Annotated in this window: 22 protein-coding genes and 1 pseudogene; 12 read left to right on the top strand and 11 right to left on the bottom strand. The window is 72.3% G+C overall.

All coding sequences use genetic code 11. The annotated features are described in order from the left end of the window. Nucleotides 1–48 precede the first annotated feature (48 nt). Nucleotides 49–969: an NTP transferase domain-containing protein gene (locus tag ACFYX4_RS19140; RefSeq protein WP_389334045.1), complete on the top strand. Its 921-nt coding sequence runs from the start codon at nt 49–51 to the stop codon at nt 967–969. Continuing rightward, complete coding sequence (locus ACFYX4_RS19135) at nt 966–2,393, top strand: molybdopterin molybdotransferase MoeA (RefSeq protein WP_389334042.1); 1,428 nt, start codon at nt 966–968, stop codon at nt 2,391–2,393. The genes ACFYX4_RS19140 and ACFYX4_RS19135 overlap by 4 nt, the downstream gene beginning before the upstream one ends. 89 nt (nt 2,394–2,482) lie before the next feature. Here the strand turns inward: ACFYX4_RS19135 and ACFYX4_RS19130 are convergent, their stop codons facing one another. Further along, nucleotides 2,483–3,601 carry a potassium channel family protein gene (locus ACFYX4_RS19130; RefSeq protein WP_389334039.1) on the bottom strand — a complete coding sequence of 373 codons (1,119 nt, stop codon included), beginning with the start codon at nt 3,599–3,601 and terminating at the stop codon, nt 2,483–2,485. Nucleotides 3,602–3,721: 120 nt separating this feature from the next. Here ACFYX4_RS19130 and ACFYX4_RS19125 point away from each other — a divergent pair. Next, nucleotides 3,722–4,381: pseudogene (locus ACFYX4_RS19125) on the top strand (potassium channel family protein); the annotation flags it as partial. A 1-nt stretch (nt 4,382) separates the two neighbouring features. On the opposite strand, the gene ACFYX4_RS19120 reads toward ACFYX4_RS19125, so the two are convergent. Together ACFYX4_RS19120 and ACFYX4_RS19115 are read right to left on the bottom strand one after the other, a co-directional pair. Continuing rightward, nucleotides 4,383–5,231 (bottom strand): ABC transporter permease, encoded by an 849-nt coding sequence (locus ACFYX4_RS19120; protein ID WP_389334036.1) that lies wholly within the window; start codon nt 5,229–5,231, stop codon nt 4,383–4,385. Continuing rightward, nucleotides 5,228–6,274, bottom strand: a complete 1,047-nt coding sequence (locus tag ACFYX4_RS19115) for an ATP-binding cassette domain-containing protein (protein WP_389334223.1) — start codon at nt 6,272–6,274, stop codon at nt 5,228–5,230. Before ACFYX4_RS19115 ends, ACFYX4_RS19120 begins: the two co-directional genes overlap by 4 nt. Before the next feature lie 168 nt (nt 6,275–6,442). Between ACFYX4_RS19115 and ACFYX4_RS19110 the strand changes: the two genes are divergently transcribed. Then, nucleotides 6,443–7,426, top strand: a complete 984-nt coding sequence (locus tag ACFYX4_RS19110; protein ID WP_389334033.1) for an NAD(P)H-quinone oxidoreductase — start codon at nt 6,443–6,445, stop codon at nt 7,424–7,426. 710 nt (nt 7,427–8,136) lie between these two features. On the opposite strand, the gene ACFYX4_RS19105 is transcribed toward ACFYX4_RS19110, so the two are convergent. Next, nucleotides 8,137–8,643, bottom strand: coding sequence for a hypothetical protein (locus tag ACFYX4_RS19105; RefSeq protein WP_389334030.1), 507 nt, complete (start codon nt 8,641–8,643; stop codon nt 8,137–8,139). 163 nt (nt 8,644–8,806) lie between these two features. Here ACFYX4_RS19105 and ACFYX4_RS19100 point away from each other — a divergent pair, with 163 nt between their 5' ends. Beyond that, on the top strand, nt 8,807–9,355 hold the full coding sequence (locus ACFYX4_RS19100; protein ID WP_389334027.1) for a bacterial proteasome activator family protein: 549 nt from the start codon (nt 8,807–8,809) through the stop codon (nt 9,353–9,355). 94 nt (nt 9,356–9,449) lie between these two features. Here the strand turns inward: ACFYX4_RS19100 and ACFYX4_RS19095 are convergent, their stop codons facing one another. Continuing rightward, a complete protein-coding gene (locus ACFYX4_RS19095) occupies nt 9,450–11,099 on the bottom strand; it encodes a protein kinase (protein ID WP_389334024.1) in 1,650 nt (549 codons plus the stop codon). Nucleotides 11,100–11,443: 344 nt separating this feature from the next. On the opposite strand from ACFYX4_RS19095, the gene ACFYX4_RS19090 reads away from it, so the two are divergent. Continuing rightward, nucleotides 11,444–13,060 (top strand): protein kinase, encoded by a 1,617-nt coding sequence (locus ACFYX4_RS19090; protein ID WP_389334021.1) that lies wholly within the window; start codon nt 11,444–11,446, stop codon nt 13,058–13,060. A 78-nt stretch (nt 13,061–13,138) separates the two neighbouring features. Here the strand turns inward: ACFYX4_RS19090 and ACFYX4_RS19085 are convergent, their stop codons facing one another. Continuing rightward, nucleotides 13,139–14,137, bottom strand: a complete 999-nt coding sequence (locus ACFYX4_RS19085; RefSeq protein ID WP_389334018.1) for a phosphotransferase — start codon at nt 14,135–14,137, stop codon at nt 13,139–13,141. A 576-nt stretch (nt 14,138–14,713) separates the two neighbouring features. Between ACFYX4_RS19085 and pdhA the strand changes: the two genes are divergently transcribed. The 3 genes from pdhA to ACFYX4_RS19070 are packed head-to-tail and all read left to right on the top strand — an operon-like array spanning nt 14,714 to nt 18,435. Continuing rightward, the gene (pdhA, locus tag ACFYX4_RS19080; protein WP_389334015.1) at nt 14,714–15,988 is read left to right on the top strand and encodes a pyruvate dehydrogenase (acetyl-transferring) E1 component subunit alpha; all 1,275 of its coding nucleotides are present in this window, start codon (nt 14,714–14,716) and stop codon (nt 15,986–15,988) included. Between the two features lies 1 nt (nt 15,989). After that, nucleotides 15,990–16,967 (top strand): alpha-ketoacid dehydrogenase subunit beta, encoded by a 978-nt coding sequence (locus tag ACFYX4_RS19075; RefSeq protein ID WP_389334012.1) that lies wholly within the window; start codon nt 15,990–15,992, stop codon nt 16,965–16,967. Nucleotides 16,968–16,977: 10 nt separating this feature from the next. Further along, nucleotides 16,978–18,435 carry a dihydrolipoamide acetyltransferase family protein gene (locus ACFYX4_RS19070; RefSeq protein WP_389334009.1) on the top strand — a complete coding sequence of 486 codons (1,458 nt, stop codon included), beginning with the start codon at nt 16,978–16,980 and terminating at the stop codon, nt 18,433–18,435. A 101-nt stretch (nt 18,436–18,536) separates the two neighbouring features. Here the strand turns inward: ACFYX4_RS19070 and ACFYX4_RS19065 are convergent, their stop codons facing one another. From ACFYX4_RS19065 to ACFYX4_RS19055, 3 genes are all read right to left on the bottom strand, one after another. After that, nucleotides 18,537–18,971: a hypothetical protein gene (locus ACFYX4_RS19065; protein WP_389334006.1), complete on the bottom strand. Its 435-nt coding sequence runs from the start codon at nt 18,969–18,971 to the stop codon at nt 18,537–18,539. A 358-nt stretch (nt 18,972–19,329) separates the two neighbouring features. Continuing rightward, nucleotides 19,330–20,697, bottom strand: coding sequence for a nitrate/nitrite transporter (locus ACFYX4_RS19060; protein WP_389334003.1), 1,368 nt, complete (start codon nt 20,695–20,697; stop codon nt 19,330–19,332). Continuing rightward, on the bottom strand, nt 20,694–21,356 hold the full coding sequence (locus ACFYX4_RS19055; RefSeq protein WP_389334000.1) for a GntR family transcriptional regulator: 663 nt from the start codon (nt 21,354–21,356) through the stop codon (nt 20,694–20,696). The genes ACFYX4_RS19060 and ACFYX4_RS19055 overlap by 4 nt, the downstream gene beginning before the upstream one ends. Before the next feature lie 200 nt (nt 21,357–21,556). Between ACFYX4_RS19055 and ACFYX4_RS19050 the strand changes: the two genes are divergently transcribed. Beyond that, a complete protein-coding gene (locus ACFYX4_RS19050) occupies nt 21,557–22,459 on the top strand; it encodes a D-alanyl-D-alanine carboxypeptidase family protein (RefSeq protein WP_389333997.1) in 903 nt (300 codons plus the stop codon). Nucleotides 22,460–22,560: 101 nt separating this feature from the next. Here ACFYX4_RS19050 and ACFYX4_RS19045 read toward each other — a convergent pair whose 3' ends face one another. Beyond that, nucleotides 22,561–23,385, bottom strand: coding sequence for a maleylpyruvate isomerase family mycothiol-dependent enzyme (locus ACFYX4_RS19045; protein WP_389333994.1), 825 nt, complete (start codon nt 23,383–23,385; stop codon nt 22,561–22,563). Nucleotides 23,386–23,577: 192 nt separating this feature from the next. Here ACFYX4_RS19045 and ACFYX4_RS19040 point away from each other — a divergent pair, with 192 nt between their 5' ends. After that, the gene (locus ACFYX4_RS19040) at nt 23,578–24,429 is read left to right on the top strand and encodes a carbon-nitrogen family hydrolase (RefSeq protein ID WP_389333991.1); all 852 of its coding nucleotides are present in this window, start codon (nt 23,578–23,580) and stop codon (nt 24,427–24,429) included. Nucleotides 24,430–24,487: 58 nt separating this feature from the next. Here ACFYX4_RS19040 and ACFYX4_RS19035 read toward each other — a convergent pair whose 3' ends face one another. Next, on the bottom strand, nt 24,488–24,982 hold the full coding sequence (locus ACFYX4_RS19035) for an LURP-one-related/scramblase family protein (RefSeq protein ID WP_389333988.1): 495 nt from the start codon (nt 24,980–24,982) through the stop codon (nt 24,488–24,490). Between the two features lie 87 nt (nt 24,983–25,069). Between ACFYX4_RS19035 and ACFYX4_RS19030 the strand changes: the two genes are divergently transcribed. Then, nucleotides 25,070–26,899 carry a thioredoxin-like domain-containing protein gene (locus tag ACFYX4_RS19030; protein ID WP_389333985.1) on the top strand — a complete coding sequence of 610 codons (1,830 nt, stop codon included), beginning with the start codon at nt 25,070–25,072 and terminating at the stop codon, nt 26,897–26,899. Nucleotides 26,900–26,973 lie beyond the last annotated feature (74 nt).

Here is a 26,973-nt window from a genome sequence, read left to right as displayed (position 1 = left end):
TCGTTTTCCGTCGTTCCCTGTGATCGAGGACCCGCGCATACTCGGGGGGTGACCTCGAACGAGCCGCCCGCCCATGACGCCGTCGTGCTCGCCGGCGGCGGCGCACGCCGTCTCGGCGGGGCGGACAAGCCCGGCGTCCGGGTGGGCGGCCGTGCGCTGCTCGACCGGGTCCTCGCCGCCTGCGCCGACGCGCTCACGACCGTCGTCGTCGCCGACCCCCGGCCCACCGCCCGCGCCGTGCGGTGGGCTCGCGAGGACCCGCCCGGCGCGGGCCCCGTCGCCGCGCTCGGCGCAGGGCTGCGCCACTCCACCGCCGGCCTCGTCGTCGTCCTCTCCGCCGATCTGCCCTTCCTCGGGCCGGACACCGTACGGCGGCTGCTGACCGAGCTGACGACGAGCGGGGCCGAGGGCGCGCTGCTCACCGACGCCGACGGCCGCGACCAGCCGCTCGTCGCCGCGTACCGCACGGCCGCCCTCCGACGCGAACTGACGGCGCTCGGCGGCCTCGCCGGTCTCCCCCTGCGCCGGCTGACCGCCGGACTCGACCTCACCCGCGTCCCCGACCCCGTCGCGTCCTTCGACTGCGACACCTGGGACGACATCGCCTCCGCCAGGGCACGTATCAGGGAGCATGGCCACGTGTTGGATGAATGGATCTCCGCAGTCAAGGACGAACTGGGCATCGACCTCGACGTCGACACCGGCGGCCTCCTCGACCTCGCCCGTGACGCCGCCCACGGGGTGGCCCGGCCGGCGGCCCCGCTGACCACCTTCCTGGTCGGCTACGCCGCTGCGCGGGCCGGGGGCGGCCCCGAAGCCGTCGCCGAGGCCGCCCGCAGGGCCGCCGACCTGGCGGTCCGCTGGGCCGACGAGTCCACGGGCGCCCCCTCGGCCGACGGATCGCCGTCCGGCGGCCGGCCCGACGTCGCCCCGGACGCCACGCCGGACACCCGCCCGGACGCCGGATGACCGCCCCCGGCGTCCGGGACGGCCAGAACGCAGCGGACCTCGACGAGGACCGCTACGTCGAGGAGGTGCTCGCCCTCGTGAACGAAGGCAACGGCCCCGCCCGTTCGGCAGGCGAGGCCCCGGGCTCCCGGGAAGCGGCTGCCGGTCATCACGCCCACCCCCGGCAGGACCACCCCGGCGAGGACCGCCACCACGAGGACCGCCCCCGCGAGGACCGCCACCGCGCCACCCCCTGGGCCGAGGCCCGCACCCTCGCCGGTCGCGCCGCCCGCTCCCTCGCCGCCCGCCGCCCGCCCGTCTCCGTCACCCTCGGCGACGCCCTCGGCCTCGTCCTGGCCGCTCCCCTCACCGCCCTCACCGACCTGCCCTCCTTCGACAGCTCCGCCATGGACGGCTGGGCGGTCTCCGGCCCGGGCCCCTGGGCGGTACGGGACGAGGGCGTCCTCGCCGGACACGCCGAGCCCGCGCCCCTGGCCGACGGCGAGGCCGTACGCATCGCCACCGGCGCCCGGGTCCCCGGCGGCGCCACGGCGGTGCTGCGCAGCGAACACGGCCACACCGACGAGAAGGGCCGGCTGCATCCCACCCGGGAGATCCAGCACGGCCAGGACATCCGCCCGCGCGGCCAGGAGTGCCGCCGCGGCGACCAGTTGCTGCCCGCCGGGGCCGTGGTGACCCCGGCCGTCCTCGGACTGGCTGCCGCCGCCGGCTACGACACGCTCGCCGCCGTCCCCCGCCCCCGTGTCGAGGTGCTCGTCCTGGGCGACGAACTGCTCACCGAGGGCCGCCCGCACGACGGCCTGATCCGGGACGCGCTCGGCCCGATGCTCCCGCCGTGGCTGCGGGCCATGGGCGCGGAGATCGTGGCGCTGCGCAGGATCGGCGACGACGCGGAAGCCCTGCACCGGGCCCTCACGACGTCACCGGCCGACCTGATCGTCACCACCGGCGGCACGGCCGCGGGCCCCGTCGACCACGTCCACCCCATCCTGCGCCGCATCGGTGCCGATCTCCTGGTCGACGGTGTCCAGGTGCGCCCCGGCCATCCGATGCTGCTGGCCCGCCTCAAGCCCGAGCAGCACCTCGTCGGTCTGCCCGGCAATCCCCTCGCGGCCGTCTCCGGCCTGCTCACCCTCGCCGAGCCCCTGCTGCGCACCCTCGCCGGCCGCGCGGCACCGGAGCCGTACACGCTGGCGCTGCGGGAGACGGTGCACGGGCACCCGTACGACACCCGGCTGGTGCCTGTGGTGCTGCGGGGTGTCCACGCCGTGCCGCTGCACTACAACGGGCCGGCGATGCTGCGCGGCATCGCGGCGGCCGACGCCCTCGCCGTCGTACCGCCGGGTGGTGCGCGGGCGGGTCAGGAGGCCGAACTCCTTGATCTGCCGTGGGCGGCGGCCGGGATCGGGGCCTGTTCCTTCTGAGGCTTGTTTCACGTGAAACAGGCTCTGTTTCACGTGAAACAGGGCCAGCCGGACCATTCCGGCTTGTTCCACGTGAAACCGTGAAACTCTTACGTCTGCTCGCTGACCGTCGCCCGGCTGACCGTGATCACCCGGTCCCCGTGTCGCAGCTCCGTGAGCCGTGGATCGGCGTAGTCCAGCAGCTCCTTGCCGCGCATGACGGCCACGATCAGGTCCTTGCAGGCGCGCGGCTCCTTCCCCACCTCGTGCTTGGTGACGGGGCGTTCGATCAGGTCGAGGCCGCTGCCGAGGGTCATCAGGTCCTCCAGGGTCCTGGCCACGGCAGGGCTGACCATCGAGACCCCGAGCAGTCGGCCGGCGGAACTGGAGCTGGTGACCACGGTGTCCGCGCCGCTCTGCTTGAGCAGCGGCACATTCTCGTCCTCGCGGGCGGCGGTGACGATGGTGGCGCGCCGGTTCAGCTGGCGGGCGGTCAGGGTGACCAGGGCGGCGGTCTCGTCGCGCTGGGGAGCGACGATCACCTTCGAGGCCAGGGGTACTTCGGCCTTGAGGAGCGTCTCCGAGCGGGTGGCGTCCCCGGTGACGGACACCAGCCCGTCGTCGCCTGCCGCGTGCGCGGCCTTGCGCTGGGCGTCGACCACGACGATCCGCTTCTTGGGGATGCCCTGGCCGATGAGCGTCTCCACGGCGTGCCGGCCCTTCGTGCCGTAGCCGACGACCACGACGTGGTCGCGGGTGCGGGTGCGCCAGCGGTGGACGCGGACCTGCTGGCGGGTGCGTTCGGTGAGCACTTCCAGGGTCGTGCCGACCAGGATGATCAGGAACAGCACGCGCAGCGGCGTGATGACGAGGATGTTGATGAGCCGGGCCGCGTCGCCCACGGGCGTGATGTCGCCGTAGCCGGTGGTGGAGAGGGTGACGGTGGCGTAGTAGGCGGCGTCGAGGAAGTCGACGTGGCCGTCGGAGTTGTCGTTGTAGCCGTCGTGGTCGGCGTAGACGATCAGCGTGGTGATGAACAGCACGAGCAGGGCCAGCGCCAGGCGGCGCAGCACCTGCTGGAGCGGGGGGATGCCGCTGTGCACCGGCATGGTGATGGAGCGGCCCGCCTCGGCGTCGTCGCGGGCCTCGGTGCGCGAGCGGCGGTGCCACAGCGACTTGAGCAGGGAGAGCCGGCCCGTTGTGGCCGGCTGTCGTTCGTGGTCTCGCATCGCGTGCCCCCTGTGGTGGTGATCCGATCGGTGGGCACCATGGTTCCCGGCGGGCTCGCGCCCGTCACCCAGCAACACCCGTCCCTGTAGAGCTCGTGCCCAGCATCCCCGGAGGTCCCCTTGCGTGACCACACTGTCGTCGTCGGCTTCGGCACGAAGGGACGGTCCGCGATCCGGACCGCCTGTGCTTCGGGGCTGCGGAAGGAGCAGGTCGTGGTGATCGACCCCGGAGCGAAGGCGATCGCGGCGGCCACGTCCGAGGGCTACGAGGGCGTGGTCGGCGACGCGACCCGAAGTGACGTGCTGCGCAAGGCGGAGGTGCAGCGGGCGGGACGGATCATCATCGCCACCGAACAGGACGACACGGCGGTCCTCGTGGTCCTGACCGCCCGCCAGCTCAATCCCCGCGCGAAGATCGTGGCCGCGGCACGGGAGGAGGAGAACGCGCCGCTGCTGAAGCAGTCCGGCGCGGACGAGGTCATCACCAGCGCCGGTGCGGCCGGGCGTCTGATGGGGCTGTCCGTGCTCAGTCCCGCGGCCGGCGTGGTCATGGACGACCTGATGCGGCAGGGCAGCGGCCTCGACATCGTCGAACGCCCGGTCACCAAGGCGGAGTCGGGGCGCAGCCCGCGTGAGACGGACGACCTGGTGGTGAGCGTCGTGCGCGGCCATCGGATCCTCGCCTACGACGATCCGGCCGTCGGCGCGCTGGAGTTGACGGACCGACTGGTCACGATCGTGCGGGTGCCGCCCGCCCCGCCGGCGGCGCCCCGCCTCTGACCTACTTGCGGTTGTACAGCCGCATCGTCACCGGCCCGAAGGCCGCGACGAACAGACCGGCCCACCCCAGCGACCAGGCGATCTCGGCGGTGGGCCAGTCGCCCGCCATCAGTCCGCGCACCGCCGAGGACAGATGGGTGACCGGGCTGTTGTTGACGAACGCCTGGAGCCAGCCCGGCATGGTCTTCGGATCGACGAACACGTTGGACAGGAAGGTGAGCGGGAAGATCACCATCATGCTGACGCCCATCACCGACTTCTCGGTGCGCAGCAGCAGCCCGAACATCGTCCAGATCCACGAGAACGCGAACGAGAAGACGATCAGCAGGGCGATTCCCGCGGCCACGCCGGCGATCCCGCCGTCCGGCCGGTAGCCGAGGATCATGCCGACGGTCAGCATCACCACGGACGCGATGGTGTAGCGCAGGGCGTCGCCGAGGAGGTAGCCGACCATCGTGGACGGCCGCCAGATCGGCAGGGAGCGGAAGCGGTCGAAGACGCCCTTCTCGATGTCGGTGTTCACCGAGACACCCGTGTACATGGTGATCATCACGACCGACATCACGAGGATGCCCGGCAGCAGGAACTGGATGTACTCCCTCGGCGACCCGGCCAGGGCGCCTCCGAAGAGGTACGTGTACATCAGCACCATCATGATCGGGAACGCCGTGACGTCGAAGAGCTGCTCCGGCACGTGTTTGATCTTGAGGATCGCCCGCCAGCCGAAGGTGAGCGAGGCCGACCAGGCGCTGGGGCGCGGCGGACGGTCCTTGGCGACGAGCAGCGCGGCGAGGGAGTCGGCGCTGACGGGGGCCAGTTCCTGGGGCTCGTCGGTCGTCGCGGTGCTCATGCCGCCACCTCGTTCTTCGCGTCGCTCTTCGTGTCGTTCGCCGCGGCGTCCTTCGCGGCGTCGTGGGCCGCTGCACGGGTGTCGTGTCCGGTGAGGGCGAGGAAGACCTCGTCCAGGCTGGGCTGGCCCAGCGAGAAGTTGTCGACGGTGACGCCGGCGAGGGCCAGCTCGCCGAGCGCCCGGGCGGCCTGCTCGGCGGCCGTGTCGCTCGCCGCCGCCGTCAGCCGGGCGACGAGGGCCACCGGGTCGGGTTCGAGCTGGACCCGCGCCTCCAGCACCCTGCGCAGCACCTCCGCCGCCGCCGGCCGCTGCTGCGCGTCCCGCAGCCGCAGATGGACGGAGCCGGCGCCCACGGACGCCTTCAGCTCGCCCTTCGTGCCCTCGGCGATCACCTTGCCGCGGTCGATGACGGCGATCCGGGACGCCAGCTGGTCGGCCTCGTCCAGGTACTGCGTGGTCAGCAGCACGGTGGTGCCCTGCGCGACGACCGCCCGCACGATGTCCCACACCTGGTTGCGGCTGCGCGGGTCGAGCCCGGTCGTCGGCTCGTCGAGGAAGAGCAGGTCGGGCGTGCTGAGGATGGACGCGGCGATGTCGATGCGGCGACGCATGCCGCCCGAGTAGTGCTTGACCTGCTTTCCGGCCGCGTCGCTGAGCCCGAACGCCTCCAGGAGCTGGGCGGACCGCTCCCGGGCGGCCTTCTTGCCGTGTCCGAGGAGGCGGCCCAGCAGCACCAGGTTCTCGGTGCCGGTGAGGTCCTCGTCCACGGACGCGTACTGGCCGGTGAGGCTGACGCGACCGCGCACCTCGTCCGCCTCGCGGACGACGTCGTGGCCGAATACATGAGCCTGTCCGCCGTCGGGCCGGAGCAGGGTGGCGAGCATCTTGACGGTGGTGGTCTTGCCGGCGCCGTTGGGGCCGAGGACGCCGTAGACCATGCCGGTCGGGACGGCGAGGTCGACGCCGTCCACTGCCCTGGTCTCGCCGAACGTCTTCACCAGGCCCGCGGTCTCGATGGCCAGGCCGGCGGCCTGTTGGCTCATGGGGCTCATGAGGAGTCCTTCCACGCGTGTGGGTTACGCAGGGGGAGACCTTCACGGTGGCGCGAACTCATCGGTCGTGCACAGTGTTTTCCGCCGCGGGTATGTGACCGCGGGTGCCGCGGGTATGTGACCGCGGGTGTGGGGGCGCGGAGGAGTAGCGTCCCTCTCATGCATGCGATCACGATTCCCGAACCTGGTGGTCCCGAGGCGCTGGTGTGGGACGAGGTCCCCGATCCCGTACCCGGCGCGGGCGAGGTCCTGGTCGAGGTGGTGGCCGGCGCCGTCAACCGTGCGGACGTCCTTCAGCGGCAGGGCTTCTACGACCCGCCGCCGGGCGCGTCGCCCTATCCCGGGCTGGAGTGCTCCGGCCGGGTGACCGCGCTCGGCTCCGGCGTCTCCGGCTGGTCCATCGGCGACGAGGTGTGCGCGCTGCTCGCGGGCGGGGGTTACGCCGAGAAGGTGGCCGTGCCGGCCGGGCAGCTGCTGCCCGTGCCCGACGGGGTCGATCTCGTGACGGCCGCCGCGCTCCCCGAAGTGACCTGCACGGTCTGGTCGAACGTCTTCATGATCTCCCATCTGCGGCCGGGTGAGACGCTGCTCGTGCACGGCGGTTCCAGCGGCATCGGCACCATGGCGATCCAGCTCGCCAAGGCCGTCGGCGCAACGGTTGCCGTCACGGCGGGCACCGCGGAGAAGCTGGAGCGGTGCGCGGAGCTGGGCGCGGACGTCCTGATCAACTATCGCGAGCAGGACTTCGCCGCCGAGATCGAGAAGGCCACGGGCGGGGCGGGCGTCGACGTCATCCTCGACAACATGGGCGCGAAGTATCTGGAGCGCAACGTCCGGAGCCTGGCCGCCAACGGGCGCCTGGCGATCATCGGGATGCAGGGCGGCGTCAAGGCTGAGCTGAACATCGGCGCGCTGCTGAGCAAGCGCGCCGCGATCAGCGCGACCTCGCTGCGGGCCCGTCCGCTCGGCGAGAAGACGGCGATCGTCGCGGCCGTGCGCGAGCACGTCTGGCCGCTGATCGCCGCGGGGGACGTCCGCCCGGTGGTCGACCGCACCCTCCCGATGAGCGACGCGGCGGCCGCACACCGGGTGGTCGAGGAAAGCGGCCACATCGGCAAGGTGCTGCTCACGACCCCCCGCTAGGCCACGCTGACGCCCACACCGACACGAGCGCCGGCCTCCCCGGGGGGCCGGTAGCAGCCCCGGAATCGGTGCCAGCCCTTGGGTTCAGGGTGAGCTCCCGGGGCCGATGGCGGCTCGCGGGTTTGGTGCCGGCTCCCGGGTCGGGTGCCGGCGCCCGGGGTCGGCGGTGGTCCTTGGGTTCGGTGTGAGGTCCCGGGTCCGGCGGCAGCCCTCGGGTCCGGTGCCGGCGCCCCGGGTCTGGCAGCAGCACTCGGGTCGGGTGCTGGCGCCCCAGGGCGGCGGCGGCCCTTCGGTTCGGCGTGAGGTCCGGGGCTGGCAGCAGCTCTCAGGTCCGGTGTCAGCTCCCTGGGCCAGCGGCGGCTCTTGAATTCGGTGCCGGCTCCTGGGGCCGGCACCAGCTCCTGGGGCCGGCACCAGCTCCCGGGTTTGGCACCAGTTCCCGGGTTGGGCACCCAGATCCGGGGTTCGGTGCCAGGTCCCAGGTCTGGCACCAGCGCCCGGATCCTGTGGCAGCCCTCGGGTCCGGTGCCAGCCCTGCGCTTGATCCCGCACCCGGCCCCGCGCTCGATCCCGCACCCGCGCTGGTGCCTGGTCCCGCCCCGCAGCCCCGCAACCGCGGCCCCCTCGCCCCTCCGCTCGTGGCCCCGCCCGCACCCGCTGCCCCTCACCCCACCCCGCCCACACGCGGCCCCGCCGCCCCCACCCCTTCCTCAACCGCGACGCAATCTCAGGCCGAAGAAGGCCAGGCCGCAGCCGAGGCCGATGAGGAGTAGGCCGCTGCCTAGGGGGAGGATGCGGAGCATGCGGCCGACGGGCTGCTCCTCGGCCGGGGCTGCCTGCGGCGTCGCGGACGGTACGAAGCCGGCCTCCCTGGGCGGCTCGATCCCGCCGTCCGGATCCTCGCTCACGTCCTCGCCCGGTTCCTCGCCCGCTTCCTCCCCCGCCTCCTCGTCCTCGCCGACGTAGCCGTCGCCGTCGCCGTCAGTAGTGGCCTCGCGGCTGCGGCCCGGTCGTGCTCGGCCCTCTCCGGCGCGGCTTCCGGCCCGGTCGGGATCGGAGGGGGACGCGGACGGTGAGGCGGACGCCGATGCGGCGGCGTACGGGACGCTGCCGTACGGCGGGTCGGCCGCGTGGGCCGCGCCGCCGCCGTACAGCGGTCCGCCCAGCGCGAGCAGTGCCGCCCCCGCCGCGTACAACCCCCGTCGCCATGGAGTCACGATCGTGACCCCCTCCCGGTGTCTCAGCCGCCAGAAAAGTAGCCACAACACTCACATAACGACATATGAGCCGCATGACGGACTGCTCCGAACGGAAACGGTGGATCAGCCGTCTGCGGGGGCACCACGGTGATGAGGTGTACCGGTGCGAGAGAATGGCGGCATGGAGATGCCGAGGAACGATAGATCGTCGGAGAACGCTCAGAAGATCCTGGTCGTAGGGCAGGACGGGATGGCGCTCGGCGGCGTCGACGCGGACGACGACCCCCGCGAGATCCCGGTGACGGAGCAGGTCGAGCAGCCGGCGAAGGTCATGCGGATCGGCAGCATGATCAAGCAGCTTCTCGAGGAGGTGCGCGCGGCTCCTCTGGACGAGGCCAGCCGGGCCCGGCTGAAGGAGATCCACGCGAGCTCGGTGAAGGAGCTGGAGGACGGTCTGGCGCCGGAGCTCGTCGAGGAACTGGAGCGGCTCTCCCTGCCGTTCAACGAGGACTCCACCCCGAGCGACTCGGAACTGCGCATCGCGCAGGCCCAGTTGGTCGGCTGGCTGGAGGGCCTCTTCCACGGCATCCAGACCACCCTGTTCGCCCAGCAGATGGCCGCGCGGGCGCAGTTGGAGCAGATGCGCCGGGCGCTGCCGCCGGGCATGGGCGGTCATGAGGGCGGCGACGACCCGCGCACGGGAGGCCGTTCGGGCGGCCCGTACCTGTAGGCCGTCAGCAACACTTCTTATTCAGACCCTCATCGACGCAGCGGGGCCCGGCGCACCAGCGCCGGGCCCTCTCCGTGTACGTGCGCCGCTCGTGTCAGGAGGAGGGATTACCCGTCGACACGCTCAGCTCGATCTCGGGCATGTCCTCCGGGTCGACGTCCGTCCCCGCGGAGGGGAACTGGTCCATGACCGCGCCCTCGCCGTACGTGTTCTCGTCGACGTTCTTGATCTTCATGTTCCAGCCGGCCGCCTGGAAGCACTCCTTGACCGACTTGACGTACTTGAACTGGAAGTCCGGCACCCGGATCTTGTCGGGGTCGTTGTAGGACTCCTGCGGCTCGGAGCACTCGGTCGGGTCGATCGTCTTGGACGCGTCCGGACCGCGATGGTCGGCCGCCTTCGACGGCGTCGCGGAGGCGCTGGAGCCGCCGGCGCCGCCCGTGCCGCTCGCCTCGTCGTCGCCGGCGCGCGACACCAGCGTGCCGATGAGGGTGCCGGCGACGACCACGGCGACGATCGTCGAGCCGATGACCACGCCCTTGCCGCCCTTGAGGCCGCCGCCCGGGCCCACGGGGGCCGGGTGCTGCGGGGAGATGTTGTACGCGGGCGGCGTGTGCGGGGCCGGCTGGTGGCCGCCGTAGGGCGGGGTGGGCGCCTGGTAGCCGCCCTGCTGCGGGTAGCCGTACGACGGCGGCGGCGTCGAGGGGGCGCCGTACGGATTCGGGGTGGGGGTCGGCTGGTAAGGCGTCTGGACGTTGTTCACGGGCGGCGGCGGGGTCTGGCCGACCGGCGGGAACACCGCGGAGCCGACGCCGGAGCCGCTCTGCGCGGGCGTGCCCGGGACGATGCTGGGCGGGGCGGCCTGGAAGGAGGCGGCGACGCGCAGGCACTCGTCGCGCATGGCGACCGCGGTGGGGAAGCGCTCGTTCGGGTTCTTCTTCAGCGCGCGGGCGACGAGCGCGTCCACGGCCGGCGGCAGCGCCCGGTTGATCGAGGACGGCGCGACCGGCTCCTCCTGCACGTGCGCGTAGGCGATCGCCAGCGGTGAGTCCGCGTCGAACGGAAGCCGCCCGGTGACCAGTTGGAACAGCATGATGCCGACCGAGTAGAGGTCGGAGCGGGCGTCCACGCCACGGCCGAGGGCCTGCTCGGGCGAGAGGTACTGCGGGGTGCCCACGACCATGCCGGTCTGCGTCATCGAGGTGACGCCGGACTGCATCGCGCGTGCGATGCCGAAGTCCATCACCTTGACGACGTCGCGCTTGGTCACCATCACGTTGCCGGGCTTGATGTCGCGGTGGACCAGCCCCATCTCGTGGCTGATCTCCAGCGCCGCCAGCACGTCCGCGGTGACCTTCAGCGCCTTGTCGGCGGGCATCGCGCCCTGCCGCCGCACGGCCTCGTCGAGCACCGAGCCGAGCGGGCGGCCCTCGACGTACTCCATGACGATGTACGGCGTGGTCATCCCGTCGAGATTGTCCTCGCCGGTGTCGAACACAGAGACGATATTGGTGTGCGTGAGCTTGGCCACTGCCTGGGCCTCGCGGCGGAAGCGCTCACGGAAGGCCTGTTCGCGGCCGAGTTCGGTGTGCAGTGTCTTGATCGCGACCTGTCGGTCGAGCACGGAGTCGTAGGCGAGGTGCACCGAGGCCATGCCGCCCTCGCCGAGCAAGTCGCGCAGCTGATAGCGGCCGCCGGCGAGCGCCCGCCCCGCGAACCGGCCCTGCGCGCCGTCCTGGCTCATCTTCTGCGTCCCCCGTAAGGCCTTCAGGCACTCTGCTCGCCGCGGCTCGCCATTGATCGAAAGTGCTATTCCCGGCCAAGTCTGCCCGAGGGCACTGACACGTCAAGCTCGGTGCCCGTTCCGTGACCGTACGCGAAAGAAGCGTCTCGGAAGCGTTACAGCGGGCGTACGCCCGGTACACACAATTTGCACGAGGGTACGGAATCCAGGTTTGATGACCGGTCCGTCTCCGACCGGCACCGGGGCTCGTCCCGGACCGGCGGCTTGCGCGGAGGCTGTAGCGTGGCCGACGGAGACCGTAACAACACCGCGCGCACCGCGGGCAGAAACGACGGCGAGGACTGATGGCACAGCAGCAGCGCGCCCAGGGCCCGTCCGACCCCGAGGCGACTGGCGGCGGTATGTCAGATGCGCCGGAACTGTGGGGTAACGGCGGGCTTGTCGGGGACGGCCGGTACCGGCTGACCGGCAGACTCGGCCGGGGCGGCATGGCGGAGGTGTTCGCAGCCGAGGACGTGCGCCTCGGGCGCACCGTCGCCGTGAAGCTGCTGCGCGCCGACCTCGCCGAGGACCCGGTGTCCAAGGCCCGCTTCACGCGCGAGGCCCAGTCGGTGGCCGGCCTGAACCACCACGCGATCGTCGCCGTGTACGACTCCGGCGAGGACGTGGTGGGCGGCCAGAGCGTGCCGTACATCGTCATGGAGCTGGTCGAGGGGCGGACCATCCGCGACCTGCTGCTCAACGCCGAGGCGCCGGGCCCCGAGCAGGCCCTCATCATCGTCTCCGGCGTCCTGGAGGCGCTGGCCTACTCGCACCAGCACGGCATCGTGCACCGCGACATCAAGCCGGCCAACGTCATCATCACGCACAACGGCGCGGTGAAGGTGATGGACTTCGGCATCGCCCGCGCGCTGCACGGCGCGTCCACGACGATGACGCAGACCGGCATGGTCATGGGCACCCCGCAGTACCTCTCCCCGGAGCAGGCGCTCGGCAAGGCCGTCGACCACCGCTCCGACCTGTACGCCACGGGCTGCCTGCTGTACGAACTGCTCGCGCTGCGCCCGCCGTTCACCGGTGAGACGCCGCTGTCGGTGGTCTACCAGCATGTTCAGGACATCCCGGTGCCGCCGTCGCGGAGCTCGGACGGGGCGTGCCCGCCGGAACTCGACGGCCTCGTCATGCGTTCCCTCGCCAAGGAGCCCGACGACCGTTTCCAGACCGCGGAGGAGATGCGCGGCACGGTCCAGTACGCCCTTCAGATGCTGTACGACCAGGGCGGTCACACCGGCACCTGGAACACCGGGCCGGTCGACGCCGCCGCCGGTGCGGGGGCCGCCGCGGGGGCCTTCGCGAGCACCTCGGTGATGCCGCACGGCGTCGGCGGCGCCAGCACCTCGCAGATCCCCCAGCCGATCCTGCCCCAGGGGTACGGAGGCGGCGGCGACGACGGCGGCTTCGAGGGGCACGGCAACAAGGGCAGCGGCCGGGGCAAGTTGTGGATCCTCGCCGTCCTCGCGGTGATCGCGATCGCCGGCGGCGTGGCCCTGGCGCTGAACAACACCGGTTCCAAGGGCGGCGACCAGAAGACCACGCAGTCGCCGTCCGCCGCGCCGTCCGCGTCGTCGGCGCAGCCCAGCGTGTCGGAGAGCGCGACGGCCAGCGACGAGCCCACGAGCGATCCCACGGACACCGGCGGCGAGTCCGACGGCGGCTCGTACTGGACGCCGTCGTCGAAGCCGTCGTACTCGCCGTCCCAGAGCTTCACCAGCGAGCCGTCGTCGTCGCCGTCGGACCCGGTGACGAGCGATCCGACGTCGGAGGAGCCGTCGAACCCGACGACCAGCGAGCCGGGCACCGCGGACGGCGGGACCGGCGAGGACCCCGGCGGCTCGTCGGAGGGCGGGGCCACGAACGGGGCCGCGCTCCAGGGCAACACCACCCTCGGCGGCAACGGCTGACCCCGGGCCCCTCCCCCTGCCCACCCACTCTTCGCGCGCGCGTGAGCCCCTGTCAGGGCTCCACGCGCGCGTGGTCGTTCAGGCCGTGAAGGCGTCGCTCACGCCCTCGTACTCGCGCGTCCACCACACCACCAGCGCCGAGGCCGCCGGGAACTGGGGGTCGGCGCGGGTGTCGCCGCGCTCGTAGTGCCAGCGCAGCATCCAGAAGTCGTTGAGGCGCTCCCACCACACGCGGTGCACGGCCGCGGCCAGTTCCGAGGGCGTGGCCCCCGCCGCGCGCCGGTACGCGCGCGCGTAGGGCCGCGCCCTGGTCAGGTCGAGCGTGCCGTCGGGCCGGACGAAGAAGATCGCGGCGGCGCGGACGGCCTCCTCGGCGCGGGGCTGCACGCCCAGCCGGTCCCAGTCGACGATGGCGGCGGGGGCGTCGTCGCGGTAGAGCAGGTTGTAGGGGTGGAAGTCCCCGTGGACCCAGCCGACCGGCCCGCCGTGCGGGGGACGCCGGTCGGCGTGACGTTCCAGCAGGGTGCGCCGCTCCAGGAGCCGGTGGCGGGCCAGTTCGTCGAAGGAGTCGGCCGGGCGGTGCCGGCGCACGCGCGCGAGGAGGTCGTCGATCAGGGCGAAGGTGTCGGCGGGCGCGGGGCTCTCGGCGGGGGCGGCGCGCGCCCGTGCCGGCATCACGCGCTCCAGGCTCGCGTGCACCACCCCTAACAGCGCTCCCAGCCGGGCGCACTCGTCGGGGGTGAGCTGCGCGCCGTGGCGGTGGCGGCCGTCGACCCAGGGGTGCAACGCGTACGCGTGGCCGCCGACGACGGCCACCGTGCGCCCGTCCCGGCCGGGCAGCGGGGGCGCGACGGGCACGCCCAGGTCGGCGAGACGCTGGGTGGCCCGGTGCTGGCGGACGATCGAGGCCGGATCGGCGGTGTCCGGGTCGAAGTGGTGCTTGAGGAAGTAGCGGCCGCGGGTCGTGCGCAGCCGGTAACCGCGGTTCAGCAGCCCCTGGTCGACGGGCTCGCAAGCGAGCGCCGATCCGGCCGCGTAGCGGCGGAGCAGAGCGCCCAGCGGGGGCGTGTGGGACATGGGGGGTGGTGAACAGGGGCGCTGCACGCGGCCGATGCTAGGGCACGAAAGAAGCCTGTGAGCTGGGCGTTGTCACAGAACGTCACGGGGGATCACAAGCGGTCCGCGACGGTCGTCTTTACGACAATAGGGGCCGCGCCCCGCGCGCGGGGGCGCGAGTCCCTTCAATGCGCCCCGCGCGCGTGCCGCGAGCCCGCTCGGCGCGCCGTGGGCGAAAAGCTGGATTTCTCCTTGTGGGGGCCGGAGCGGCGCGCGAGCGGGACTCGCCGCCGAACCCTTCCCGGGACCTGGGTGGGCGGGATAACGTGCCGTTGCTCCGGCCTCCTGCGAGGCTGTGACCAGGGTCCTTCCCGACTTTGCCGATTTACTTGGATATCCAAGCAAAAACGCAGGTCAGGTGGGGTTTCACAGAAATGTGTCGCACTGGGTAACGTGAGGCTTGCAGGGCGCTCGCCGGGGCAACCTGTCACGCCTGTTCCGGCCGAGTGGCACCCACCCCGTGCCCGGGTGCCGGAACCAGGTGAGCCGCACTGGTCACCCGGCAACCCCGGGGGCCGGACCGACGGAGGAGCACACGTGACCGTGGAGAGCACTGCCGCGCGCAAGCCGCGACGCAGCGCCGGAAGCAAGGCCGGCGCCACCGGCACCGATGCGGCGGCCGGCACCACCCGCGCCGCGGCGGCCAAGGCCACCGGCACCAAGCGCACCACCCGCACCACCCGCGCCACCGCCGCCCGGGGCTCCGACCCCGAGCTCGTACAGCTGCTGACGCCCGAGGGCAAGCGCGTCAAGAACGCCGAGTACGACCCCTACGTCGCCGGCATCACCCCCGAGCGGCTGCGCGGCCTCTACCGCGACATGGTGCTCACCCGCCGCTTCGACGCCGAGGCCACCTCCCTGCAACGGCAGGGCGAGCTGGGCCTGTGGGCCTCGCTGCTCGGCCAGGAGGCCGCCCAGATCGGCTCCGGCCGGGCCCTGCGCGACGACGACTACGTCTTCCCGACCTACCGCGAGCACGGCGTCGCCTGGTGCCGCGGCGTCGACCCGGCCAACCTGCTCGGCATGTTCCGCGGCGTGAACAACGGCGGCTGGGACCCGAACAGCAACAACTTCCACCTCTACACGATCGTCATCGGCTCCCAGACGCTGCACGCCACGGGCTACGCGATGGGCGTGGCCAAGGACGGCGCGGACAGCGCGGTCATCGCCTACTTCGGCGACGGCGCGTCCAGCCAGGGCGACGTCGCCGAGTCGTTCACCTTCTCCGCGGTCTACAACGCCCCCGTCGTGTTCTTCTGCCAGAACAACCAGTGGGCGATCTCCGAGCCGACCGAGAAGCAGACCCGCGTCCCGCTCTACCAGCGCGCCCAGGGCTTCGGCTTCCCGGGCGTCCGCGTCGACGGCAACGACGTCCTGGCCTGCCTCGCGGTCACCCAGTGGGCCCTGGAGCGGGCCCGCCGGGGCGAGGGCCCGACCCTCGTCGAGGCGTACACGTACCGCATGGGCGCGCACACCACGTCCGACGACCCCACCCGCTACCGCCACGACGACGAGCGGGCCGCCTGGGAGGCGAAGGACCCGATCCTGCGCCTGCGCCGGCACCTTGAGGCCTCAAACCACACGGACGAGGGATTCTTCGCGGAACTCGAGGCCGAGAGCGAGGCGTTGGGCAGGCGAGTGCGCGAAGCGGTCCGTTCCATGCCGGACCCGGACCACTTCGCCATCTTCGAGAACGTGTACGCGGACGGGCACGCGCTCGTCGACGAGGAGCGGGCCCAGTTCGCGGCCTACCAGGCGTCGTTCGCGACAGAGTCCGACAGCGGCGTCGCCGCGGGCGAGGGGGGAAACTGACATGGCGGAGAAGACGGCTCTCGCCAAGGCGATCAACGAATCGCTGCGCAAGGCGCTGGAGGCGGACCCGAAGGTCCTCGTCATGGGAGAGGACGTCGGCAAGCTCGGCGGCGTCTTCCGGGTGACGGACGGCCTCCAGAAGGACTTCGGGGAGTCCCGCGTCATCGACACCCCGCTCGCCGAGTCCGGCATCGTCGGCACCGCGATCGGCCTGGCCCTGCGCGGCTACCGGCCCGTGGTGGAGATCCAGTTCGACGGCTTCGTCTTCCCGGCGTACGACCAGATCGTCACCCAGCTCGCCAAGATGCACGCTCGCTCCCTGGGCAAGGTCAAGCTGCCGGTCGTCGTGCGCATCCCCTACGGCGGCGGCATCGGCGCGGTCGAGCACCACTCGGAGTCCCCCGAGGCGCTGTTCGCGCACGTGTCCGGCCTGAAGATCGTCTCCCCGTCGAACGCCGGCGACGCCTACTGGATGATGCAGCAGGCCATCCAGAGCGACGACCCGGTGATCTTCTTCGAGCCCAAGCGGCGCTACTGGGACAAGGGCGAGGTCGACACCGAGGCCATCCCCGGCCCGCTGCACAAGGCGCGGGTCGTCCGCGAGGGCTCCGACCTGACCCTGGTCGCCTACGGCCCGATGGTGAAGCTCTGCCAGGAGGCCGCCGCCGCGGCGGCCGAGGAGGGCAAGAACCTGGAGGTCCTGGACCTGCGCTCGGTCTCCCCGCTCGACTTCGACTCCATCCAGGCCTCCGTGGAGAAGACCCGCCGTCTGGTCGTCGTCCATGAGGCGCCGGTGTTCTTCGGTTCGGGCGCGGAGATCGCCGCCCGGATCACCGAGCGCTGCTTCTACCACCTGGAGGCCCCGGTGCTCCGGGTCGGCGGCTACCACGCCCCGTACCCGCCGGCGCGCCTGGAGGAGGAGTACCTGCCGGGCCTGGACCGGGTGCTCGACGCCGTCGACCGTGCCCTGGCGTACTGAGGAGAGGGTCGTGACGACGATGACGGAAGCGTCCGTGCGCGAGTTCAAGATGCCCGACGTGGGCGAGGGACTCACCGAGGCCGAGATCCTCAAGTGGTACGTCCAGCCCGGGGACACGGTGACGGACGGTCAGGTGGTGTGCGAGGTCGAGACGGCCAAGGCCGCCGTCGAACTGCCCATCCCCTACGACGGCGTGGTCCGCGAGCTGCACTTCCCCGAGGGCACCACGGTCGACGTGGGCATGTCGATCATCGCGGTGGACGTGTCGGGCGGCTCCGCGCCCGCGACGGCCCCCGCCCAGGTGCCGGCCCCCGCCCAGGCGACCGCACCCGCTCTGGCGGCAGCCCCCGCGCCCGCCCAGGCCCCCGCTCCGGCCCGGCCCGCGGAGGCGGAGGCGAAGACGGAGGGCGGCTCCGGCCGTCAGCCGGTGCTCGTCGGTTACGGCGTGGCCACCACCTCGACCAAGCGCCGCCCCCGGAAGTCCCCGGTCGCGCCGGCGGAGCTGAACGGCCACGGCAGCGCGCCGGCCGTGAAGGAACGCCCGCTGGCGAAGCCGCCGGTGCGCAAGCTGGCCAAGGACCTGGGGGTGGACCTGGCGACGGTGGTGCCGTCCGGCCCGGACGGGATCATCACCCGGGACGACGTCCACGCGGCGGCGGCCCCCGCCCAGGCGGCCCCGCCCCAGACGGCGCCCGAGCAGGTCCCCGCCGCGCAGCCCGCCTCGCCGGCGACGGCACCAGCGGCGGTGGCCGCGTCGTACGACTCGACGCGCGAGACGCGGATCCCGGTCAAGGGCGTCCGCAAGGCCACCGCGCAGGCCATGGTGGGCTCGGCGTTCACCGCGCCGCACGTCACCGAGTTCGTGACGGTCGACGTGACGCGCACGATGAAGCTGGTCGAGGAGCTGAAGCAGGACAAGGACATGCAGGGCCTGCGGGTCAACCCGCTCCTGCTGGTCGCCAAGGCCCTGCTGGTCGCCATCAAGCGCAACCCGGACGTCAACGCGTCCTGGGACGAGGCGGCACAGGAGATCGTGGTCAAGCACTACGTCAACCTGGGCATCGCCGCGGCCACCCCGCGCGGGCTGATCGTCCCCAACATCAAGGACGCGCACGCCAAGACGCTGCCGCGGCTGGCCGAGTCCCTGGGCGAGCTGGTCTCGACGGCGCGGGAGGGCAAGACGTCCCCCGCCGCGATGCAGGGCGGCACGGTGACCATCACCAACGTCGGCGTCTTCGGCGTCGACACCGGCACGCCGATCCTCAACCCGGGCGAGTCCGCGATCCTCGCGGTCGGTGCGATCAAGCTCCAGCCGTGGGTCCACAAGGGCAAGGTGAAGCCGCGTCAGGTCACCACGCTGGCGCTGAGCTTCGACCATCGCCTGGTCGACGGCGAACTGGGCTCCAAGGTGCTCGCCGACGTGGCGGCGATCCTGGAGCAGCCGAAGAGGCTGATCACCTGGGGGTGACCCCCGCCGCGGGACCACGCCGCCGCCGGTGACACGGTTTCACCGGCGGCGGCCCCGCCCGACGGCATCCTCACCGGCGGTGGTTCCGCCCCGCGGCATCCTCACCGGACCGCCGTCGGCGTCCGCCGCTCCCGCAGCCCGTGCCCGCCGGTGCTCCATCCCAGCAGCCGTCGGCCCGTGCCGTCCTCGGCCGAGCCGCCCGCCGCGACCTGGTGCAGGCCGGTCAGCGCCGGGCCCAGCCGGGTCGTCACATGCCCGGCGTGGCGGGCGGCCTCCTCGGACAGCCAGGCCAGGGTGCGCGTCCGCTCCGCCTCCGTGCACAGCGACAGGAAGAACAGCAACTGCCGCCAGGCGTAGGCCACGTCCTTGATCGTGCCCAGCGGCCGCGGATTGCCGTGCAGCCGCGCGGTCAGCCGGCACACGGTGCCGAAGCAGCGGCGCGCGAGGTCCTCCCAGCCGGGGGCCGGCGCGATGCCCACCCGGTGGACCAGGGTGGCCAGGTTGTGCGTGGTGAGGATCTGCGACTGCTCGATCACCGTGCCGTTCGCCGCGGCCGACCCGAACCCGTGGCCGTATTCGTGCTCGTAGCCGTGCCCGTGCCCGGACTGCCGGGGCGGCGAGAAGCCCTCGGCCCGCGCCGCGCACAGCTTCGCGAACCCCGGCGAGGTCCGCGGCCGGTCCGCACGGGTCAGCGCCTCACCCGTCTCGGCGATCGCCAGGTTGCGGACGGCCCGGTAGTCGATGGCGTAATACCGCTCGTAGAGCGAGCCCCCGCCGGGGAGTTCCGCCGCGATCCGGGCGGCGGTTTCAACGGAGTTCCGAGCAAAAGATTTTCGGCCGGGCGGGGGCCCGGGGGCGGCAGCCCCCGCGACGCTCGCAGCAACTCCCGCTCAGCTACGCAGGAACGTGCACCGAAGACACCCTGCTCGCCACCAACCGCTCCCGCTCCCGTCGAGCCGCGCGTGAGCGCAGCCGCAGGATCTGGCTGACGCCGAGCGCCTGGAGGACGAACACGGAGGAGAAGGCCACCGTGTAGTCGTCGCCGGTCGCGTCCAGCAGCACGCCGATCGCGAACAGCGTCGTCATGGAGGCCACGAAACCGCCCATGTTGGTGATGCCGGACGCGGTCCCCTGCCGCTCGGGCGGGTTCGCGGGGCGGGCGAAGTCGAAGCCGAGCATCGACGCGGGCCCGCACGCCCCCAGCACCGCGCACAGCGCGATCAGCAGCCACGTCGGCGCGTGCGCGCCGGGCCAGGCCAGCGTGGCGGCCCACAGCAGCGCGGTCGTCCCGACGGTGCCGAGCGCGAGCGGCAGCCGGGCCCCGTGGTGCCGGGCGACGACCTGCCCGTACACGAGGCCGACGACCATGTTGGACAGCACGACGAGGGTGAGCAGCTCCCCGGCCGCGGCCCGGCTGAGCCCCTGCGCCTCGACGAGGAACGGCAGCCCCCACAGCAGCAGGAACACCATCGCAGGGAACTGGGTGGTGAAGTGCACCCACAGCCCGAGCCGCGTCCCCGGCTCCCGCCAGGACGCGGCGATCTGCCGCCGTACGTAGGCGGTCCCCTGGTGCGGGAAGGGCGCGGGCTCGTGTCCCTCGGGGTGGTCCCGCAGGAACAGCACGAGCAGCACGAACACGACGACCCCGGCGAGCGCGCTGCCCGCGAACGCGGCTGTCCATCCGATGTCGTGCAGCAGACGGGCCAGCACCAGCGTGGAGACGAGGTTGCCGGCCATGCCGGCCAGTCCGGCGAGCTGCGCGACCATCGGCCCGCGCCGCGCCGGGAACCAGCGGGTGCCCAGCCGCAGCACGCTGATGAACGTCATCGCGTCCCCGCAGCCGAGCAGCGCCCGCGAGGCGAGCGCCATGCCGTACGACGGCGAGAACGCGAACCCGAGCTGCCCCGCGGTGAACAGCACGACCCCGATGCCGAGCACCCTCTTGGTGCCGAGCCGGTCCACGAGCAGGCCGACCGGTATCTGCATGCCCGCGTACACCAGCAGTTGGAGGATGGAGAAGGTGGACAGGGCGGAGGCGTTCACGCCGAACCGGTCGGCGGCGTCCAGGCCGGCGACCCCGAGGGAGGTACGGAAGATGACGGCGACGAAGTAGACGGAGACGCCGATCCCCCATACGGCTACGGCGCGACGGCCGCCCGGAGGGTCACCCGGAAGTGTGAAGTTGCCGCCCTGCCCGCCCTGCCCGCTGCGTCCGCCCTGCCCACCGAGCCCGCCCTGCCCGCCGGAGCCGCCCGGCTTCATCGGACCTCCCCCCGCGCCAGATGCGAGAACCAGCCGACGTGCCGGTGCACCACCCGCACGGCCTCGTCCGCGTCGCCGACGCGCAGCGCCTGGAGGATCTCCTCGTGCTCGGTGAGCGTCTTGGCGATCCGGTCGGGGTGGGAGTGCAGGACGGCGACGCCCATCCGCAGTTGCCGGTCGCGGAGTTGGTCGTAGAGCCGGGACAGGATCTCGTTGCCGCCGCTGCGAACGATCTCGGCGTGGAAGCAGCGGTCGGTGACGGCGGCGCCGGCCAGGTCACCCGCGGCGGCTTGCGCCTTCTGCCGTTCGAGCAGTTCCTCCAGCCGGGCGATGAGCCCGGCGGGGGCGGGGACGGCCTTGCGAGCGGCGTGCTCCTCGACCAGCAGCCTGGTCTCGACGACGTCCGCGATCTCCTGCGCGGACACCGGCAGCACCAGAGCGCCCTTTTTTGGGTAAAGCTTGATCAGTCCTTCCGCCTCCAGCCGCAGCAGCGCTTCCCGCACCGGCGTACGGGAGACGCCGACGGCCTCGGCCAGCTCGCCCTCGGTGAGGAGGGTTCCTCCTTCGTAACGGCGGTCCAGTACACCCTGTTTGACGTGGGCGTAGACGCGTTCGGCGGCGGGCGGCTGCTTGACGGGGGCGGGTGGGGCGGACGGCATGCCGACAGGATAGATACAACACGTACGCATGGGCAGGCTCCGTCCATCATGCGGACCTCCGGACGGGGCGAGGAAAACGGTTGCAGCGGGAGTACAACTTTCTGTGCTACTTACGTGTCACACACGTGCGGCCCACTTCTTTCTTCCCCCTTCAACCCGGCCGCATCGCAGGGGCATTCGACGTAATCGGGGTATTTCAGTTGATAACCGCCACCCAGGGCATCAGGACCCGCCGAGCCGCAGCCGTCGCCGTCACGACCGGCGCGATGCTCGCCGCCGGTGCCCTCTCCGCGGCACCCGCGCAAGCCGTTGCATCGCCCACGATCGCCGCGAAGACCGGCTACGTGATGAACAACGCCAACGGCGCAGATCTCTACAACAAGGGCATGAACACCAAGATGCCCACCGGCTCCACCACGAAGATCATGACCGCGAAGGTGGTGCTGGCGCAGGCGAACCTCAACCTGGACGCCAAGGTCACCATCCAGATGGCCTACAGCGACTACATCGTGTCGAAGGGCGCTTCGTCCGCCCGTCTGATCGTCGGTGACAAGGTCACGGTCCGTCAGCTGCTCTACGGGCTGATGCTGCCGTCCGGCTGCGACGCCGCGTACGCGCTCGCCGACAAGTTCGGCACCGGCACGACCCGCGCCGCCCGCGTGAAGTCGTTCATCGGCAAGATGAACGCCCAGGCCAAGGCGCTCGGCATGACGAACACGAAGTTCGACTCGTTCGACGGCATCGGTAACGGGGCCAACTACTCGACCGCCAAGGACCTGGCGAAGCTCGCCGGCAACGCGCTGAAGAACACGACGTTCCGCACGATCGTCAAGACCAAGTCGTACACGGCGAAGACCACCACCAAGACGGGCTCCACCCGCACGATGGCGGCCTGGACCAACACCAACACGCTGCTGAGCAGCTACAGCGGCGCCATCGGCGTGAAGACGGGCTCCGGCCCGACGGCGAAGTACTGCCTGGTCTTCGCCGCGACCCGGGGCGGCAAGACCGTCGTGGGCACGGTGCTGGCCTCCACGAGCGCGACGGTGCGTGCCCAGGACGCCACGAAGCTGCTCAACTACGGCTTCGCGCGCCTCGGCTGACGCCGCCGCACCTCCTGTACGGACCGGGCCCGTCGTGATCTTCACGACGGGCCCGTCCCGTGTCCGCCCGGCCCCGCGGGCCCGGCCTCCGGGGCGCGGTCCTACCTCGTCACGGCGAAGTTCCGCAGGATCGCCGCCGTCAGCTCCGGTTCGCCCTCCGCCTTCACCCGGTCCGCGACCGCCTCCGGCGTCACCCGCCCGCAGGCCAGGCGCACATACGTCTCCCAGTCGAGGGTGAAGGCCGCGGCCGGCCCGAGCGCGGGGACGGTCTCCAGGGTGCCGCGGCCCTGGATGTCGACGCGGATCGTGCGCAGGAACTCGACCGGCCCATGGACGTCGAAGACGACCGCGGAACTGCGCGGGGCCTCGGCCCGGTCGGCGACGACGGCGGGCAGCTCGCCCAGCAGCACGTCACGGGCGATGTGCGCGCCGGGGGAGTCCAGGTTGCCGGGGCGGCCGAGGGCGGCGCGCAGGTCCTGCTCGTGCACCCACACGTTGAACGCGTGGGCGCGCATGGACTGTTCGAGGGTGAGCTCGGTGCCGAGGGGGCCGCGCACCTTCGCGCCGGGGGCGCGCGACTCGTTGCGCAGCTGGCGGTTGCGGCGGATGACCGTGTACTCCAGCTCGGAGGTCATCTCCGGCGCCGTGTGGTGCCGGCGGACGTCGACCTGCACCTCGAAGTAGCGCTGGAGGTCGGTGGTCATGTGGAAGAGGTCGCGGGGCAGGGAGTGGATCGGCCGCGGGTCGCCGTACATCTCGCAGTCCAGCCCGATGACGTGCGAGACGATGTCGCGCACCGACCAGCCCGGGCACGGCGTCCGGCGGTTCCAGTCCGCCTCCACCAGTGGCAGCACCAGCTCGGATATCGCTTCGATGGAGTGGGTCCAGGCGTCGGCGTAGGGCTGGAGGGTGGGATGCAGACTCACGGAACGGGACCCCTCGGCGGTCGGTACACGGGCGGGCAGGTGATGGCGGCGTTGCCAGCGGGAGGTGGCGGTCGGCGGCTGTCGGCGGGTGTCTGAAACGCTAAGTTACGCTGCTGTGAGGCACCCCGGCAGTGCTTTCGTGTGACGATCGTAGGCCCGTGGGGACGACTCGAATGCCAGGACGGTGGTAGTGTGCGCGCCTCTCTGATCCAGATCGCCGTGGAAGAGGGCGAATCGGTCGAATCCCGGCGGGGCCGGGCGGCCGCTCTCGTGCGGGAGCAGGCGGGCGTCGCCGATCTGGTGGTGCTGCCGGAACTGTGGACGACCGGGGCCTTCGCCTACGAGCAGTTCGCCGCCGAGGCCGAGCCGCTGGAGGGGCCGACGTACGAGGCGATGGCCAAGGCCGCGAGCGACGCGGGCGTGTGGCTGCACGCGGGCTCGATCCCCGAACGGGCCGCCTCCGACGCCGGTGCCGCCGGTGCCGCGGGTGAGGGCGAGGGCGAGGGCAGGGGTGAGGGCGTCCTCTACAACACGTCTCTCGTCTTCTCCCCCTCCGGTGAGCTGGCCGCCTCCTACCGCAAGATCCACCGCTTCGGCTTCGACAAGGGCGAGGCCGTCCTGATGGGCGCGGGCCGTGACCTGGTGACGGTCCGTCTGCCCTGGACGACCGTCGGCGTCGCCACCTGCTACGACCTCCGTTTCCCCGAACTGTTCCGCGGCCTCGTCGACGCCGGCGCCGAGACCCTCGTCGTCCCGGCGGGCTGGCCGGAGCGCCGCCGGTCGCACTGGACGCTGCTGGCCCGGGCGCGGGCGGTCGAGAACCAGGCGTTCGTGCTCGCGTGTGGAACGGCCGGGACGCACGCCGGAGTTCCGCAGGCCGGTCACTCGATCGTGGTGGATCCCTGGGGCGAGGTGCTGGCCGAGGCCGGCCACGGCGAGGAGGTCCTCACGGTCGAGTTCGACCCGGCGAAGGTCTCGACGACCCGCGAGCAGTTCCCGGCCCTGAAGGACCGGGTGCTCGGCCTGGAACCCCCGCGCCGCTGAAGCCTCGCGCCGCTGAACCCCCGCGCCGCTGAAGCCTCACGCAGTCGAAAGTGCGGGCTCAGTCCTCCCGTTCCTTCTCCGCCAGGTGGATCACGCACACCGCCACCGCGATCAGCAGCGCCGGATCCGCGTCGTCCCGGACGACGTCGACGCCGTACGTCTCGCGCACGTGCAGCCAGCGCCGGGAGACGACCGCCAGGAGTTCGCCGTCGTACTCGACGGCGAACTCGCGGTCGAGGATCTTCCCGCTGACGTCCAGCTCGGTGCGCCCGTCCGCAAGGGACACCCGGTAGTGGTTGCGCAGCAGGGACAGCCGTTTGCGGCGGATCGTGGCGAGGGGCTCGCCGTCCCGCTCGATCACCATGGTGTCGCGCAGCGCGAACATCTTCTGGTGGATGTCGATCAGGACCCGCCCCTGGGTGTCCTTCAGTTCGAAGGTGTCCCGCACCCGGATGGCCTTGCCGTCGACGAGGAAGACCTTGTTGCCGCGGTCGTCCTCGATCCAGTAGTCGTCACCGAAGCCGAGGATCCGGTCGCGTACGAGGAATCTCATGGCTCTACGGCTTCCCCGGCGACCCCCGCGGGACGCAGCCGCTAGCCCGACGGGCCGATTGTCGGACCCGGGTGGCACCCTTGATCCATGACCGATCCGACCCCCGCTCCGACCCCGCGCCGCGTCCGTGTCCGCGCTCCCGAACTGATCGGGAAGGGCGGCTGGCTGAACACCGGCGACAAGCAGTACAGCCTCGCCGACCTGCGCGGACGCATCGTCGTGCTCGACTTCTGGACGTTCTGCTGCATCAACTGCCTGCACGTCCTCGACGAGCTGCGGGAGCTGGAGGAGAAACACCGGGACACCGTGGTCGTCGTCGGGGTGCACTCGCCGAAGTTCGTCCACGAGGCCGAGCACCAGGCCGTCGTGGACGCGGTGGAGCGGTACGGCGTGGAGCATCCCGTGCTGGACGACCCCGAGCTCGCCACCTGGAAGCAGTACGCGGTGCGGGCCTGGCCGACGCTCGTCGTCGTCGACCCGGAGGGCTACGTCGTCGCGCAGCACGCCGGCGAGGGCCATGTGCACGCCATCGAGCGGCTGGTGACGGAGCTGGAGGCGGAGCACGAGGCGAAGGGCACGCTGCGGCGCGGCGACGGGCCGTACGTGGCGCCGGAGCCGGAGCCGACGGCGCTGCGCTTCCCCGGCAAGGCGCTCCTGCTGCCCTCGGGGAACTTCCTGGTCAGCGACACCACCCGGCATCAGCTGGTGGAGCTCGCGGAGGACGGGGAGAGCGTCGTGCGGCGGATCGGGTCCGGGGCGCGCGGCTTCGCCGACGGACCGGCGGGGACGGCCTCGTTCAACGAGCCGCAAGGCCTCGCCCTGCTCGACGAGGGCGCCGTCGTCGTCGCCGACACCGTCAACCACGCCCTGCGCCGCCTCGACCTCGGCTCCGGCGCGGTGACGACCCTGGCGGGCACCGGCAAGCAGTGGTGGCAGGGCTCGCCGACGTCGGGCCCGGCCCGCGAGGTCGCCCTCTCCTCGCCGTGGGACGTGGCGCTGTTCGACGGCCGGGTGTGGATCGCGATGGCGGGCGTGCACCAGCTGTGGGCGTACGACCCGCGGGACGGGACGGTCGCGGTGGCGGCCGGGACGACGAACGAGGGGCTGGTGGACGGGCCGGCCGCGGAGGCCTGGTTCGCCCAGCCGTCCGGGCTCGCCGCCACGCCCGACCGGCTGTGGCTCGCGGACTCCGAGACGTCGGCGCTGCGCTGGGTGGACCTCGAAGGTGTCGTGCACACGGCCGTCGGCACCGGGCTGTTCGACTTCGGGCACCGCGACGGCGGCGCGGGGCAGGCCCTTCTCCAGCATCCGCTGGGCGTCACGGCGCTGCCGGACGGCTCGGTCGCCGTCAGCGACACCTACAACCACGCCCTGCGGCGCTACGACCCGGTGAGCGGTGAGGTGACCACGCTCGCCACGGATCTGCGCGAGCCCAGTGACGCCGTCCTCGTCGGGGAGGACATCGTGGTCGTGGAGTCGGCGCGGCACCGGCTGACCCGGCTGCGGCTGCCCGAGGAGGCGGTGCGGGTGGAGGCCGTCGCCCACCGCACGCAGCGTGCGGCCACGGAGGTGGCGCCCGGCCGGCTGCGGCTGGACGTGATCTTCCAGGAGCCCGCGGGCCAGAAGCTGGACACGCGGTACGGTCCGTCGACCCGGCTGCTGGTCTCCGCCACCCCGCCTGGGCTGCTGCTGTCGGGGGAGGGAGCGGGCACGGACCTCTCCCGCACGCTGGAGCTGGATCCGGCGGTGCCGGAGGGGGTGCTGCACGTCTCGGCGATGGCCGCGTCCTGTGACGACGACCCCGCCGAGGAGTACCCCGCCTGCCATGTCCATCAGCAGGACTGGGGCGTTCCCGTCGTGCTCAGCGAGAGCGGCGCCGACCGGCTGCCGCTGGTGCTGGCCGGTCTGGACGCCTGATCCCGTCCGCGGTGTCCGCCGCGGCGGAGTCACCCGCTCGTCCGCGGTGCTCCGCAGCGGCGTCACCCGCTGCG

The organism is Streptomyces sp. NPDC002328, assembly GCF_042890065.1.
Classification (GTDB): Bacteria; Actinomycetota; Actinomycetes; order Streptomycetales; family Streptomycetaceae; genus Streptomyces.
Note: the sequence above shows the minus strand (reverse complement) of the source record. Positions and strands in the feature narration are given on the sequence as shown.

Excerpts from the sequence above, each read along its gene's own strand:
- ACFYX4_RS19095 (WP_389334024.1), bottom strand. The coding sequence starts at position 11,099 with ATGAGCCAGGACGGCGCGCAGGGCCGGTTCGCGGGGCGGGCGCTCGCC.
- ACFYX4_RS19120 (WP_389334036.1), bottom strand. The coding sequence starts at position 5,231 with ATGAGCACCGCGACGACCGACGAGCCCCAGGAACTGGCCCCCGTCAGC.
- ACFYX4_RS19100 (WP_389334027.1), top strand. The coding sequence starts at position 8,807 with ATGGAGATGCCGAGGAACGATAGATCGTCGGAGAACGCTCAGAAGATC.
- ACFYX4_RS19075 (WP_389334012.1), top strand. The coding sequence starts at position 15,990 with ATGGCGGAGAAGACGGCTCTCGCCAAGGCGATCAACGAATCGCTGCGC.
- ACFYX4_RS19055 (WP_389334000.1), bottom strand. The coding sequence starts at position 21,356 with ATGCCGTCCGCCCCACCCGCCCCCGTCAAGCAGCCGCCCGCCGCCGAA.
- ACFYX4_RS19135 (WP_389334042.1), top strand. The coding sequence starts at position 966 with ATGACCGCCCCCGGCGTCCGGGACGGCCAGAACGCAGCGGACCTCGAC.
- ACFYX4_RS19060 (WP_389334003.1), bottom strand. The coding sequence starts at position 20,697 with ATGAAGCCGGGCGGCTCCGGCGGGCAGGGCGGGCTCGGTGGGCAGGGC.
- ACFYX4_RS19090 (WP_389334021.1), top strand. The coding sequence starts at position 11,444 with ATGGCACAGCAGCAGCGCGCCCAGGGCCCGTCCGACCCCGAGGCGACT.
- ACFYX4_RS19115 (WP_389334223.1), bottom strand. The coding sequence starts at position 6,274 with ATGAGCCAACAGGCCGCCGGCCTGGCCATCGAGACCGCGGGCCTGGTG.
- ACFYX4_RS19030 (WP_389333985.1), top strand. The coding sequence starts at position 25,070 with ATGACCGATCCGACCCCCGCTCCGACCCCGCGCCGCGTCCGTGTCCGC.
- ACFYX4_RS19110 (WP_389334033.1), top strand. The coding sequence starts at position 6,443 with ATGCATGCGATCACGATTCCCGAACCTGGTGGTCCCGAGGCGCTGGTG.
- ACFYX4_RS19130 (WP_389334039.1), bottom strand. The coding sequence starts at position 3,601 with ATGCGAGACCACGAACGACAGCCGGCCACAACGGGCCGGCTCTCCCTG.
- ACFYX4_RS19085 (WP_389334018.1), bottom strand. The coding sequence starts at position 14,137 with ATGTCCCACACGCCCCCGCTGGGCGCTCTGCTCCGCCGCTACGCGGCC.
- ACFYX4_RS19035 (WP_389333988.1), bottom strand. The coding sequence starts at position 24,982 with ATGAGATTCCTCGTACGCGACCGGATCCTCGGCTTCGGTGACGACTAC.